The organism is Novosphingobium sp. CCH12-A3 (assembly GCF_001556015.1).
GTDB classification, from domain to species: Bacteria; Pseudomonadota; Alphaproteobacteria; order Sphingomonadales; family Sphingomonadaceae; genus Novosphingobium; species Novosphingobium subterraneum.
In genome coordinates this window covers 41,493-55,131 of the sequence record NZ_LSIA01000071.1, presented here as the reverse complement: position 1 = coordinate 55,131, position 13,639 = coordinate 41,493, and the positions used below count along the sequence as shown (strand labels likewise).

Below are 13,639 nucleotides of genomic sequence, written 5' to 3'. Positions count from 1 at the left end.
TTTCTCCTTTGCATTCCAGTCATATGCACCCCGGACCATCCGGGACGAGGCGCACCATACGAGGGTCCGCCACACGTGGGGGCGATGCGCGTCGCCACGGCGATGCAGGATCTGCATTACGTGCTGCATGCCCCGCAGGGCGACACTTACGCCGACCTGCTGTTCACGATGATCGAACGGCGCGGCAAGCGCCCGCCGGTGACCTATACCACCTTCCAGGCGCGCGATCTGGGCAAGGACACGGCGAGCATCTTCCAGAACGCCGCACGTGATGCCTACGAACGGTTTGCGCCCAAGGCGCTGCTGGTGGGTGCATCGTGCACCGCCGAACTGATCCAGGACGACCCGGCGGGCCTTGCCGAAGCGCTGGAGCTGCCCTGCCCGGTGATCCCGCTTGAGCTGCCGAGCTATCAGCGCAAGGAGAACTGGGGCGCGGCCGAGACATTCTACCGCGTCGTGCGGCAACTGGTGGATCGGGACGTGCGTCCCTCCCCGCGCGAAGGTCGGCGTCCGCTGGTCAACCTGCTCGGCCCTTGCGCACTGGGCTTCCGCCATCGTGACGACGTGCTCGAAGTGCGCAAGTTGCTGTGGAACCTCGGTATCGACGTGAACTGCGTCGCCCCGCTGGATGCTGCGCCTGACGACATCCGCACGCTGGGCCGGGCCGATTTCAACATCGTGATGTATCCCGAAGTTGGCGGGGAAGCGGCGCGTTGGCTGGATCAGGCGCTGCACCAGCCGGCGATCCGCACCGTGCCGATCGGGGTGGGCGCGACCCGGGATTTCATTGCGGAAGTCGCTGCGCTGGCCGGCGTCGACGCAACGGAGGCCTTGGCCGACCCGCAATCGCGCATGCCGTGGTGGAGCCGTTCGGTCGACTCGACGTACCTGACCGGCAAGCGCGTCTTCATCTTCGGCGATGCCACGCACGCCATTGCCGCGGCGCGGATCGCGCATGAGGAACTGGGCTTCGAGATCTGCGGCCTGGGCTGCTACAACCGCGAATTTGCGCGCGAAATGCGCGCTGCGGCAGCGCATTATGGCGTCGAGCCGCTGATCACCGACGACCATCTCGAAGTGGAGGACGCGATCCTCAATGCCTCGCCCGAACTGGTCTTGGGCACGCAGATGGAGCGCCATATCGCCAAGCGCTTCGGCATTCCCTGTGCGGTAATCTCCTCGCCGGTGCATGTGCAGGACTTCCCTGCGCGCCACAGCCCGCAGATGGGCTTCGAAGGCGCCAACGTGATCTTCGATACTTGGGTCCATCCGCTGGTGATGGGGCTGGAGGAACACCTGCTGACGATGTTCCGCGACGACTTCGAGTTCTCGGACGAGGCAGGGCCATCGCACTTGCATGGCGCGGCTCCAGTGGCACGGCAACAGGCGGAACCAGCGATGCCCTCAACCCGGGGCGAACTGGCCGAATTGCCGACCGCGACCACCATCGCGTGGACCGCCGAGGCCGAGCAGGAACTCAAGAAAGTCCCGTTCTTCGTGCGCGGAAAGGTTCGCCGCAACACCGAGGCCTTTGCGCTTTCGCAAGGGCGCGGCGCGGTCGATCTGGCCACGCTCTATGATGCGAAGGCCCACTATGCCCGGTAGCCGCGCCCCTCAGGTCCGTGTCGCGATCGTCACGCTGGACAACCACCTCAAGGCTGGCGTCGAACGCGCCGATGCGCGACTGCGGCAGGACAATGTCAGCGTTACGCTGCATGCGGCGACCGATTGGGACCGGCCCGGCAGCAAGGCGCTGGAGGCGACCAAATCAGCAATTGCACTGGCCGACATCGTGATCGTGACGATGCTGTTCCTTGACGATCACATCCGCGCGATTCTGCCGACGCTGGAAGCGCGGCGTGAAGATTGCGACGCGATGGTCTGCCTGATGTCTTCGGGCGACGTGGTGCGGCTGACGCGGATGGGCGCTTACCGTATGGACGCACCTGCCAAGGGGCCGCTCGCCATGCTGAAGAAGCTGCGTGGATCGGGCAAACCGGGCGCGAATTCCGGCGCGGGCCAGATGCGGATGCTGCGCCGCCTGCCGAAGATACTGCGCTTCATTCCCGGCACCGCGCAGGACGTGCGCGCATATTTCCTGACGTTGCAATACTGGCTGGCCGGATCGGACGACAACGTGGTGTCGATGGTCCGTGCGCTGATCGACCGTTATGCCGCGGGCGAGCGTCTGACCCGGCGGGGCATGACCAGGGCCGAAGCGCCGCGCGACTATCCCGAAGTGGGCGTCTATCACCCGCGCACCGAGCAGAAGTTTTCGGACAGCCTGCGCTTGTTGCCAACCCGGCAGGGCGCGAATGGCACGGTCGGCCTGCTGCTGCTGCGCTCCTACCTGATCTCGAAGGACGCCGGGCATTACGACGGCATGATCGTTGCACTGGAAGCGGCAGGTCTTCGCGTGATCCCTGGCTTTGCCAACGGGCTGGATTCGCGCCCCGTCATCGAGAAGTTCTTCCTGAAGGACGGCGAGCCGGTGGTCGATGCGGTGATCTCGCTGACCGGATTCTCGCTGGTCGGCGGGCCCGCCTACAACGACGCAAAGGCGGCGGAAGAGATCCTCGCCCGCCTGAACGTGCCCTACATCGCGGCGCATCCGCTGGAGTTCCAGACGCTGGAGCAGTGGGGCGCATCGCGGCAGGGGCTGCTGGCGCTTGAATCGACCATCATGGTGGCGATCCCGGAACTCGATGGCGCAACGATGCCGACGGTGTTCGTCGGGCGTTCGGACGGTGCCGGCAAGGCTTGCGCTGGATGCGCCAAGGCCTGCGTGTTCGAGAGCACCGGGCCGGTCAACGCTATGCGTGCCTGCCCCGAGCGGGTCGAAGCGCTGGCGGCGAAGGTCGTGAAGATCGTGGCACTGCGCAAGGCTGAGCGAGCAAGGCGCAAGGTGGCGATCACCATCTTCAACTTCCCCCCCAATTCCGGGGCGACCGGGTCTGCAGCATTCCTTGCGGTGTTTGAATCGCTGCATGAGACGCTGAAGCGGATGGCGCGCGAGGGCTATCAGGTCGAAGTGCCCGAAAGCGTGGACGCGCTGCGCGATGCAATCCTGAAGGGCAATGCCGAGCGGTTCGGCGCCGACGCCAACGTTTACACCCGCATCGATGCCGACGAACACGTGCGGCGCGAGCCCTACCTCGCCGAGATCGAGGCGCAGTGGGGCCCGGCACCGGGCAAGATCCAGAGCGACGGCTCGCACGTCCACGTCCTCGGCGCGCGGTTCGGCAACGTGTTCGTGGGCGTACAGCCGGGGTTCGGCTACGAGGGCGATCCGATGCGCCTGCTGTTCGACGGCGACTTTGCCCCGACGCACGCGTTTTCGGCCTATTACCGCTGGATCCGGGAGGACTTCGGCGCCGATGCCGTGCTGCATTTCGGCACGCATGGCGCGCTCGAATACATGCCGGGCAAGCAGGTGGGCCTGACCGGCAAGTGCTGGCCGGAGCGTCTCTTGGGCGATCTGCCCAACTTCTACCTCTTTGCCGCCAACAACCCTTCCGAAGGCGTGCTGGCCAAGCGGCGTTCGGGCGCGACCATGCTGAGCTACCTGACACCGCCGCTGGCCCGAGCCGGACTCTATCGCGGCTTTGCCGATCTCAAGGCGAGCATCGAGCGCTGGCGCATGACAACGGACGAGCCGGAGCGCCGGGCGCTGGAAGAGCTGATCTGGGACGAGTGCGACGCGCTCGACGTGACGGCTGAGAGCGTGCCGGAACTGAGCGCCAATCTCTATGAACTGGAGCGCACGCTGATCCCGCATGGGCTGCATGTTCTGGGCGAGGCCCCTGCCGGTGCGGAGCGCGCGGAACTTGTTGAAGCACTGATGGAAGCGGGCGAGAGTTCGGCCGAAGCGATCGAGGCGGCGCTGGATTCCTGCGACGAACTTGGCGCGCTGATGCACGCGCTGGATGGCGGATACGTCCGCCCTGCCCCCGGCGGCGATCTGCTGGCCAATCCCGAAGTGCTGCCGACTGGGCGCAATCTCCACGGCTTCGACCCGTTCCGCCTGCCCACGCGCTTTGCCTGCGAACAGGGCAAGCTGCAGGCGAACCGGTTGCTGGCGCGCCATGCCGCGAACGGAGAGGCCGCTCCGGAAAGCCTCGCCATGGTGCTGTGGGGCACGGACAACATGAAGAGCGAAGGCGCGCAGATCGCGCAGGTACTCTCGCTGATGGGCGCGCGGCCGCGGATGGACAGCTATGGCCGCCTTGCCGGGGCCGAACTGATCCCGCTGGATGAACTGGGCCGCCCGCGCATCGACGTGGTGGTGACGCTTTCGGGCATCTTCCGCGACCTGCTGCCGCTGCAGACGCGGATGCTGGCCGAAGCCGCACTGCTTGCTGCGAATGCAGACGAGCCCCTCGAGATGAATTTCGTGCGCAAGCACAGCCTTGCCCATCAGGCCGAACATCAATGCGACATGGAAACCGCCGCACTGCGCGTGTTCTCCAATGCCGAGGGTGCCTATGGCGCGAACGTCAACCAGCTGATCGAAGGGGGCGTATGGGCCGATCCCGACGAGCTGGCCAACGCCTTCGAGACGCGCAAGGGCTATGCCTATGGCGTCAAGGGCACGCCGGTGGCGCAGCGCGACCTTCTGCGCAGCGCGTTGAAGGACGTGGATTTCGTCTACCAGAATCTCGAAAGCGTCGAGGTCGGGATTACCGATCTTGACCAGTACGTCGACAGCCTGGGTGGGGTGAGCCGGTCGATCGCGCGGGCCAAGGGGGCAGAAGCGCCCGTCTATATCGTCGACGCCACGGTGGGCGAAGCCAAGGTGCGCACGCTGGCCGAACAGATCGATCTGGAAACACGCACGCGCACGCTCAATCCCAAATGGTTCGAAGGGATGCTCAAGCATGGCTTCGAAGGCGTGCGCAACATCGAGCAGCACGTGACCAACACCGTGGGCTGGTCGGCCACGACGGGCCAGGTGGCGCCGTGGGTGTACCAGCAGATCAGCGAGACTTTCGTGCTCGACCCGGCGATGCGCGAGCGGCTTTCGCAGCTTAACCCGACCAGTTCAGCGCGGGTGGCAAACCGCCTGCTCGAAGCCTGCGAACGGCGCCTGTGGGAACCCGACGACGATACGCTCGAAGCGCTGCGCATGGCCAGCGACGAGCTCGAGGACAGGCTGGAAGGCGTGTTCACGGGGCATGCCCCTTCCACCATCACTTCCGCAATTGCGGCGGAATAGGAGTTTGCGATGAACCTGCTCGACCCAAGGGCGCGCTTCAGCCAGCCGGACGGCGAAGGATCGATGCAGGTCTCATTGGACCCGCGCGACGAGATCAAGGGCGCGAAGGTCTTTGCCGTCTATGGCAAGGGCGGGATCGGCAAATCGACGACTTCGTCGAACCTCTCGGCGGCGTTCTCCAAGCTTGGCCATCGCGTGCTGCAGATCGGTTGCGACCCCAAGCACGATTCCACCTTCACGCTGACCAAGAAGCTGATGCCGACGGTGATCGACGTGCTCGAAAGCGTCGAGTTCCATGCGGAGGAGCTCCGGCCCGAGGACTACATGTTCGAGGGTTACAACGGGGTGATGTGCGTGGAGGCCGGAGGACCGCCGGCAGGCACCGGTTGCGGCGGCTATGTCGTGGGGCAGACGGTGAAGCTGCTCAAGCAGCACCACCTGCTGGAAGATACCGACGTGGTGATCTTCGACGTGCTGGGTGACGTGGTGTGCGGAGGCTTTGCTGCACCGCTGCAGCATGCCGAACGCGCGCTGGTGGTGGCAGCGAACGATTTTGATTCAATCTTCGCGATGAACCGGATCGTCGCGGCCATTGGTGCGAAGGCGAAGAACTACAACGTGCGGCTTGCCGGCGTGATCGCCAACCGTTCTGCCGCGACGGACGAGATCGACCGCTTCAGCGAAGCGATCGGGATGAAGCGCCTGGCGCACTTCCGCGACGTCGACGCTATCCGCCGCAGCCGCCTGAAGAAGTGCACGCTGTTCGAGATGGAGCCTTCGCCGGAAGTGATTGCTGCGCAGCAGGAATACCTGCGGCTTGCACAAATGCTGTGGGATGGCGTCGACCCGGTTGTCGCCAACCCGATGAAGGACCGCGATATCTTCGACTTCCTGGGGTTCGAATGATGGCCACGAAATTTGCTCCCAACCGCTATGACAGCCAGCGCGAAAAGCTGGCCGCATACTTCGACGGCACGGCGCAGAAGGCGTGGATCGACCTGACCTCGACCGCGAAGGTCAGCGGCATTCGCGCAACCGTGCGGGCGGGGCGCGATGCGATGCGGGCGCAACTGCTCGGCTGGCTACCCGAGGATCTGCGGCGGCGCGACGTGCTGGATGCAGGTTGCGGAACTGGCAGCCTCAGCGTGGAAGCGGCCTGTCGCGGTGCCGTGGTGACGGCGATAGACGTGGCGCAGGGGCTGGTCGACATCGCGGCCGAGCGCGCGCCTTCCTATCTTGGCCATGGGCGCATCCAGTGGCGCGTGGGCGACATGCTCGATCCGGCCTTGGGCGGCTTCGACCATGTCGTGGCGATGGACTCGCTGATCCACTACACGTTGCCGGACATGGTCTGGGCGCTGTCGGCGCTGACCAGCCGTTGCACAGGCTCGATCCTGTTCACTTTCGCGCCCTACACCCCGCTGCTCGGCGCGATGCATACCGTGGGCAAGGTCTTCCCGCGCTCTGATCGTTCGCCCGCAATCGTGCCTATTGCCGAAAGCCAGCTGCGTGCAGCGCTCAGCCAGTTCGAAGGGTGGGAGGTCCGCCGCTCCGGCCGGATTTCGAGCGGGTTCTACAAGAGCCATGCGATGGAGCTGGTGAAGATCTGATGGCGCAGCGGCAGGCCCTTTCTGCGAAATGGAGCAAGGTGGCGCTCACCTGGCTGCCCTTCGCCGATGCGGCCAGCGCCGAGATCCCGCTGTCACGCCTGCTGCGTCTTTCACTGTTCCAGGTGAGCGTGGGCATGATGACCGTGCTGCTCAACGGTACGCTCAACCGCGTGATGATCGTGGAACTGGGCATTCCGGCATGGCTGGTCTCGCTGATGATCGCCATTCCGCTGCTCGCCGCGCCATTCCGCGCGCTGATCGGGCACAAATCGGACGTGCATCGTTCGGTTCTGGGCTGGCGACGGGTGCCATTCATCTGGTTCGGCACACTGATGCAGTTCGGCGGTCTTGCGATCATGCCGTTCGCGCTGCTGCTTATGGCGCGGCCCGAGCTTTTCGCAATTGGCACTGCGGCGAGCGCGTTGGCGTTCCTTCTCGCAGGCTTCGGCATGCACACGACGCAGACGGCTGGCCTTGCCCTGACCGGCGACCTTGTCGATGACGAGCGCCGCCCGCGTGCGGTCGCCCTGCTCTATCTGGCGCTGCTGGCGGGCATGATGATTGCTGCGCTGGTGATCGGCGGACTGCTGGCGCACTTCACGCCGACCCGTCTGGTGCAGGTGATCCAGGGTTCGGCGATCCTGACCTTCTTCCTCAACGTCATTGCACTGTGGAAGCAGGAGGCACGCAGTGCGACAATCGCTTCGGCTCAGACGCCGCGCCCCGCCTTTACCGACGTTTGGCAGAGCTTCGTGGCCGAGCCGATCACGATGCGGCTGCTGGTCGCGGTCGGGCTCGGGGCCACGGCATTCTCGATGCAGGATGCGCTGCTCGAGCCTTATGGCGGCGAAATCCTTGGCCTTTCGGTGGGCGCGACCACGTTCCTGACCGGTGGCTGGGCCTTGGGCGCACTGGCCGGATTCACGCTTTCGGCCCGGTGGCTCTCGCGCGGGATGGATGCGCTGCGGATTTCCGGGTTTGGCGCGGTCGTGGGGATCGCAGCATTCATGCTGGTGATCTTTGCCGCACCGCTCGCCAGCCCCGTCGCCCTGCTTGCCGGTGCGACCGCGATCGGTGCGGGCGCCGGGCTGTTCCTTGTCGGCACGCTGACCACGGCGATGACCTTGGCAACCGACAAGACGTCGGGCCTTCCCCTGGGCGCCTGGGGCGCGGTGCAGACGACGTTTGCCGGGCTTGCCATCGCCATGGGCGGGGTGCTGCGCGATATGGTCTCAAGCCTTGCCGTCTCGGACGAGCTGGGCCTGACGCTGGCCAATCGCGCCACGGGATATGCCACGATCTACATCATCGAGATCTGCCTGCTGCTGGCCACGCTCGTCGTGCTGGGCCCGCTCGTGGGCCAGACCCCGGCGGCTATCCGGCGGGAGGGACGAAGCTTTGGACTGACGGAATTCCCCACATGAGCAGCAGGGGCACAGGGAACGCGAAGAGGACACGCACATGAACTACGGCAATATCGTCGGCACGATCGATGCCGCTCAGATCGCGATGATAACCTTCATCGGGTTCTTCATCGCTCTTGTCTTCTGGCTCCGCCGCGAGGACCGACGCGAGGGCTATCCGCTGGAGGATGCGCTGACCGGGCGCCTGCTCAGCGAAGGCGGGCCGCTTTCGGCCGCCGCGCCCAAGACCTTCATCCTGCCATTCGGCAAGGGCACGAAATCCGTGCCCACCGGCGAGCGCGATCCGTTCGAAGTGAACGCCAAGCGTCGCGAGAACTTCGGTGGCGCACCGCTGAGCCCGGTGGGTGACGTGTTTGCCGCGGGCGTCGGCCCCGGCTCCTATGCCGACCGTGCCAAGTGGGCCGATATCGATGCCCACGGCAATCCGCGCATCGTGCCGATGGGCCTGGTGCCGGAAATCAGCGTTGCCACGGCCAGCACCGATCCGCGCGGGCTTCCCGTCTATGGCGCAGATGGCCTCAAGGCTGGCGTCGTCACCGACATGTGGGTCGACCGGGCCGAGCACATGGTGCGCTATCTGGCGGTGGATACGGGCGGCAAGACAGTCCTCGCTCCGATGCCGATGGCAGTTGTGAAGAAGAACGCGGTGATCATCGACGCGATCAACGCGGCCGACTTTGCCGGCGCCCCCTTCCCCGCCAATCCGGGCGAGATCACCCGCTATGAGGAAGAGCGCACCGTGGCCTACTTCGGCACCGGCTACCTCTATGCCAACGAAAACCGGCTGGAACCGCTGATATGAGCGAGTACGACCACGAGCCGATCCGCGGGCTGCCGGGCGATCTGCCCGCCGGCGAGAGTATCCTGTGGCAGGGCTCGCCCGATTGGCGAACCTTTGCCCGCAGCGCTCTGCACACCCGCTGGGTCAGCGGCTATTTCGCAGTGCTGGCCCTTTTCGGCCTCGCCAGCGGCAAGCTGTTTGGCGCGGGCGCGGCTGTGGTCGGCGGGGCAATCACGCAAGGCTTACTGGCAGTGTTCGCGATCGCCGTGGCGAAGACGACGGTCTACACGATCACCAACCGGCGCGTCGTTCTGCGCATCGGCGTGGCGCTGAACAAGTGCGTGAACCTGCCGCTGGCGATGATCGGCTCGGCGGATCTGCGGCCGCAGGGCAGCGGGCATGGTGACATTGCGCTGACACTGACCGGACGGCACCGGCTTGGCTTCGCCATGCTGTGGCCGCACGCGCGGCCGTGGCGGCTTGGCCAGCCCAGCCCGATGTTGCGCGCCCTCCCCGACGCGGAAGCTGTCGCCAAGGTTCTTGCCAAGGCCTGCTCGGCAGTAGTGCCGAACGAAGCAGCAGCGGTGCGGTCCAAAGCTGTGCCGGTGCGTGACCACGGCCTGCAGGGAGCGGCGGCATGAGCCCCCACCATGGCAGCTTAGTCCATGACCACGAGAACACCGTCCCCCGCCCGGCGCTGATCCTGGCAGGGGCGCTGGTGGCGACGACGCTGGCGCTGACCGCGCTGGTGCGCGTCGGCGTGCTCGAGCGGGAGGCCGTGCCGGCCGTGGCACGCGCGCGGGATAACGTGGCGGCGCTGGAGGTGCGGCATCTGGCATTCGAGGACCGGGCGGATGGAGCCGTCGTGGTCAAGGATGCCGATACAGGGTCGACACTCGCCGCGATGATCGGCGAGAACGATGGCGGCGGGTTCGTGCGCGGCGTGATGCGCGGCATGGCTCGCGAAAGGAAGATGAAGGGGATCGGCCCAGCGGCACCCTTCGAACTGACGCAGTGGGAGAACGGATCGCTCTCGCTGCGCGACCCGGCGACGAGGCGTTCGATCGAGCTTGGCTCGTTCGGCGCGACCAACCGGGCCGCCTTTGCCAAGTTCCTCAGTGGAGCCAAAGCAAAGGGCAATCAGGCATGATCCGCGCCCGCGCCTTCGAAGTGCCCTGTCGCATAGCGGTGGAGCAAAGCGAGGCGCATTTCCACGCGCATGTCGAGCTGGCGGGCAATCTGTCTGTCGAGCCCGGCGACAAGGTTCGCGTTCATGGCGAACCGATCCGCGTGGCCTTCGGCGAAAGTGCCGTTTTCGAGCGGACGGCAACCGTCGTCCGCGCAGGCCCCCTGCTGCGGGGGTGGATGCGGCTTATCGCCTACCTTGGCCTGACCGAGCTTTACGAGGTCAGCTTCAATCCTGGGAGCCTGAGATGAACGCGATCACACTCGAACGTCCTGTGGCAGCGCCCGAACGTGCGCCCAAGCCCGACGTGCACAAGATGGTGCAGCATGAAACAGTGCTGAGCCCGCGCTTCTACACCACCGACTTTGCCGCGCTCGATTCCATCGACGTCTCGCTGGTGCGCCAGGAATGGGACGAGCTGATGGCCGAGATGGTCAGCGATCCCAACAAGAAGCACTTCAAGCGCCAGGAAAGCTTTGCCGGGGTGATCGAGGGGCTGGAACCGGAGCTGCGGGCCGAGTTCATCGACTTCCTGGTAAGCTCGCTGACCTCGGAGTTTTCGGGCTGCATCCTCTATGCCGAAATGGCGCGGCGGACGAAGAACCCCGACATGAAGCTGCTGTTCAAGCTGCTGGCACGCGATGAAAGCCGCCATGCCGGGTTCATCAATGAATCGCTGAAGGATGCCGGGATCGGCATTGACCTCGGCTTCCTGACCAAGGCCAAGAAATACCATTATTTCAAGCCGAAATTCATCTTCTATTCGGTCTACCTGTCCGAGAAGATCGGCTATGCGCGCTACATCGCAATCTATCGCCAACTGGCCGCGCACCCCGAACTGCGCTTCCATCCGATCTTCAACTGGTTCGAGAGCTGGTGCAACGACGAGTTCCGTCATGGCGAGGCCTTTGCCCTGCTGCTGCGCGCCGACCCGAAGCTGCTGACGGGCATGAACAAACTGTGGGTGCGGTTCTTCCTGCTCGCAGTCTATTCGACGATGTACGTGCGTGATCATGCGCGGCCGGTGTTCCACAAGGCGCTGGGGCTCGATCCCGGGACCTATGACTACCGCGTGTTCGAGATCTGCACCGCGATCAGCCGCCAGGTGTTCCCGGTCGAACTCGATACTGATAATCCGCGCTTCCGCCGGGCGATGAAGCGGCTGCTGGTGGCGAGCCGGAAGATCGAAGAGGGCAAGAAGCGCGGCGGGTTTTCCGGCGCGCTGATGCGGGCTTCGGGCGCGCTTGGTGCGGGCGCGAACTTCGCGCGAATGTACCTGTTGCGCCCTCGCCGCAACGAACTGCCTGCCACGGTGCGGATGCAGCCCGCGTGGTAAGCTGGACCGGCCACGTCCTGCCGGTGATCGCCACGATCGTGGTCTGGTTCCTTGCGACCGGCCTGATCGCTTGGGCGGACAACCGCGAGCGCCGCACTTTCCCGCGCAGCCTGAAGCTGGCGGGAATTGCGGGCGTCGGCGGGCTGGCAGTGGTGGCCTGGTCGATGAACAAGCCGACGCTGATCGGGGTCTATGCCGCGTTTGCCGGGGCGATCCTGATCTGGTCGTGGCACGAGATCAGCTTCCTGACCGGAGCGGTGACCGGTCCGAGGCGCGAAGCTTGCCCCGCCGAAGCGCGCGGGCTGGAGCGGTTCTTCCACGCCGTGAGCGCGGTGGCCTGGCACGAGATCGCGCTGGCGCTGAGCGCAATCGGGTTGATCTCATTGAGCTGGAACGCGGCAAACCAGATCGGCGCGATGACGTTCACGCTGCTGCTGGCGATGCGGCTTTCGACCAAGCTGGTGATCTTCTTCGGCGTGCCGAACATGAGCACCGAGATCTTTCCGCCGCACCTCGCCTACCTCAAGACCTACTTTGGGCCTCGGCGCTTGGGAGCGGAACTTTTTCTCGCGATTGCAGGGACTTCCGCTCTGGCGGTGTGGCTCGGTTTGATCGCGATCAATGCGCCGGAGGGCAGCGCCAGTGCATCGGGCGCGAGCCTGCTCTTCGCGCTGGCCGCCCTTGGCGCACTCGAACACCTGTTTCTGGCGCTGCCGATCCGCGACGGGGCGCTGTGGGGTTGGGCCTTGCCCAGCCGCCGCCCTGCCAACTGACCGCAAAGAAGAATTCACGAAGAGGACCGACGACCATGGACTACGAGGGCTACTTCAAGGGGGAACTGGACGCGGTCCGGGGTGAAGGGCGCTATCGGATCTTTACGGAGATCGAGCGCAAGTGCGGCAATTTCCCGCACGCCACGCGCTATGTTGATGATCGGACCGAGCAGGTCACGGTCTGGTGCTCGAACGACTACCTTGGCATGGGGCAGCACCCCGCGGTTCTTGAAGCCATGCACAACACGCTCGACGAATGCGGCGCGGGCGCGGGCGGTACGCGGAACATCTCGGGCACGAACCATCATCACGTGCTGCTGGAACAGGAACTGGCCGACCTCCACAGGAAGGAAGCGGCGCTGCTCTTCACCTCGGGCTATGTCTCGAACTGGGCGGGTCTTGGCACGCTGGCGGCGAAGATCCCCGGCTGCGTGGTGTTCTCGGACGCGCTCAACCATGCCTCGATGATCGAGGGCATCCGCCACTCGCGCGCGACCTGCCGGGTGTGGCGCCATAACGATGTGGCGCATCTCGACGAGCTGCTTTCGGAATACGGGCCGGACGTGCCCAAGTTGGTCGCGTTCGAAAGCGTCTATTCAATGGACGGCGACATCGGTCCGATCGCCGAGATCCTCGACGTCTGCGAGAAGCACGGCGCGATGAGTTACATCGACGAGGTTCACGCCGTGGGACTCTATGGCCCTCGTGGTGGCGGGGTGGCCGAGCGTGAAGGCCTGATGGACCGGATCACCGTGATCGAGGGGACTCTGGGCAAGGCGTTCGGCGTGATGGGCGGATATATCGCGGCGTCAGAAGCGCTGTGCGACTTCATCCGCACTTTCGCCAGTGGGTTCATCTTCACGACTGCGCTGCCCCCTGCCCTTGCCGCCGGTGCCGCTGCCAGCATCCGTCATCTCAAGACGAGCGAGATGGAGCGGGCCCGGCACAAGGAGCGTGTGGCGACCGTCCGCCGCCGCCTCGACGCGATCGGCATTCCGCACCTGCCCAACCCCAGCCACATCATTCCGGTGATGGTGGGCGACCCGCACAAGTGCAAGCGCATCAGCGACTGGCTGATGGACAACCACGGCATCTACGTCCAGCCGATCAACTACCCTACCGTGCCGCGCGGGACCGAGCGCCTGCGCATCACACCCTCGCCGGTGCACAGCGACGGTGACGTGGACAAGCTGATCCATGCGCTGAGCGACATCTGGTCGCAGTGCGAATTGGCGCGGCGTTCGGCTGCCGCCTGATACTGCTGCTACGTTAAAGGGGTGCGAACCTTGGTGGTCCGCACCCCTTCTTGCGACC

The 13,639-nt window shown here is 65.2% G+C and carries 12 protein-coding genes; all 12 read left to right on the top strand.

What is annotated here, in order from left to right; translation table 11 throughout:
* Positions 1-84 precede the first annotated feature (84 nt).
* The 12 genes from bchB to hemA are packed head-to-tail and all read left to right on the top strand — an operon-like array spanning position 85 to position 13,581.
* Positions 85-1,605 (top strand): ferredoxin:protochlorophyllide reductase (ATP-dependent) subunit B, encoded by a 1,521-nt coding sequence (bchB, locus tag AX703_RS05580; protein WP_062343182.1) that lies wholly within the window; start codon positions 85-87, stop codon positions 1,603-1,605.
* Complete coding sequence (locus AX703_RS05575) at positions 1,595-5,215, top strand: magnesium chelatase subunit H (protein WP_062343180.1); 3,621 nt, start codon at positions 1,595-1,597, stop codon at positions 5,213-5,215. Before bchB ends, AX703_RS05575 begins: the two co-directional genes overlap by 11 nt.
* 9 nt (positions 5,216-5,224) lie before the next feature.
* A complete protein-coding gene (gene bchL, locus AX703_RS05570; RefSeq protein ID WP_039336591.1) occupies positions 5,225-6,121 on the top strand; it encodes a ferredoxin:protochlorophyllide reductase (ATP-dependent) iron-sulfur ATP-binding protein in 897 nt (298 codons plus the stop codon).
* On the top strand, positions 6,121-6,825 hold the full coding sequence (bchM, locus tag AX703_RS05565) for a magnesium protoporphyrin IX methyltransferase (protein ID WP_062343197.1): 705 nt from the start codon (positions 6,121-6,123) through the stop codon (positions 6,823-6,825). The genes bchL and bchM overlap by 1 nt, the downstream gene beginning before the upstream one ends.
* On the top strand, positions 6,825-8,249 hold the full coding sequence (locus tag AX703_RS05560) for a BCD family MFS transporter (protein ID WP_082734432.1): 1,425 nt from the start codon (positions 6,825-6,827) through the stop codon (positions 8,247-8,249). Before bchM ends, AX703_RS05560 begins: the two co-directional genes overlap by 1 nt.
* Before the next feature lie 37 nt (positions 8,250-8,286).
* Positions 8,287-9,051: a photosynthetic reaction center subunit H gene (gene puhA, locus AX703_RS05555; protein WP_062343176.1), complete on the top strand. Its 765-nt coding sequence runs from the start codon at positions 8,287-8,289 to the stop codon at positions 9,049-9,051.
* Positions 9,048-9,671 carry a photosynthetic complex putative assembly protein PuhB gene (gene puhB / locus AX703_RS05550; RefSeq protein WP_062343174.1) on the top strand — a complete coding sequence of 208 codons (624 nt, stop codon included), beginning with the start codon at positions 9,048-9,050 and terminating at the stop codon, positions 9,669-9,671. Before puhA ends, puhB begins: the two co-directional genes overlap by 4 nt.
* Entirely contained in the window at positions 9,668-10,180 is a 513-nt protein-coding gene (puhC, locus tag AX703_RS05545; protein WP_062343172.1) for a photosynthetic complex assembly protein PuhC, read from the top strand. The genes puhB and puhC overlap by 4 nt, the downstream gene beginning before the upstream one ends.
* Entirely contained in the window at positions 10,177-10,467 is a 291-nt protein-coding gene (locus tag AX703_RS05540; protein ID WP_062343170.1) for a hypothetical protein, read from the top strand. The genes puhC and AX703_RS05540 overlap by 4 nt, the downstream gene beginning before the upstream one ends.
* The gene (acsF, locus tag AX703_RS05535; protein WP_062343168.1) at positions 10,464-11,552 is read left to right on the top strand and encodes a magnesium-protoporphyrin IX monomethyl ester (oxidative) cyclase; all 1,089 of its coding nucleotides are present in this window, start codon (positions 10,464-10,466) and stop codon (positions 11,550-11,552) included. The genes AX703_RS05540 and acsF overlap by 4 nt, the downstream gene beginning before the upstream one ends.
* Positions 11,546-12,325: a putative photosynthetic complex assembly protein PuhE gene (puhE, locus tag AX703_RS05530; protein WP_062343166.1), complete on the top strand. Its 780-nt coding sequence runs from the start codon at positions 11,546-11,548 to the stop codon at positions 12,323-12,325. The genes acsF and puhE overlap by 7 nt, the downstream gene beginning before the upstream one ends.
* Positions 12,326-12,360: 35 nt before the next feature.
* Positions 12,361-13,581 (top strand): 5-aminolevulinate synthase, encoded by a 1,221-nt coding sequence (gene hemA / locus AX703_RS05525; protein WP_062343165.1) that lies wholly within the window; start codon positions 12,361-12,363, stop codon positions 13,579-13,581.
* The last annotated feature ends 58 nt before the right edge of the window (positions 13,582-13,639 follow it).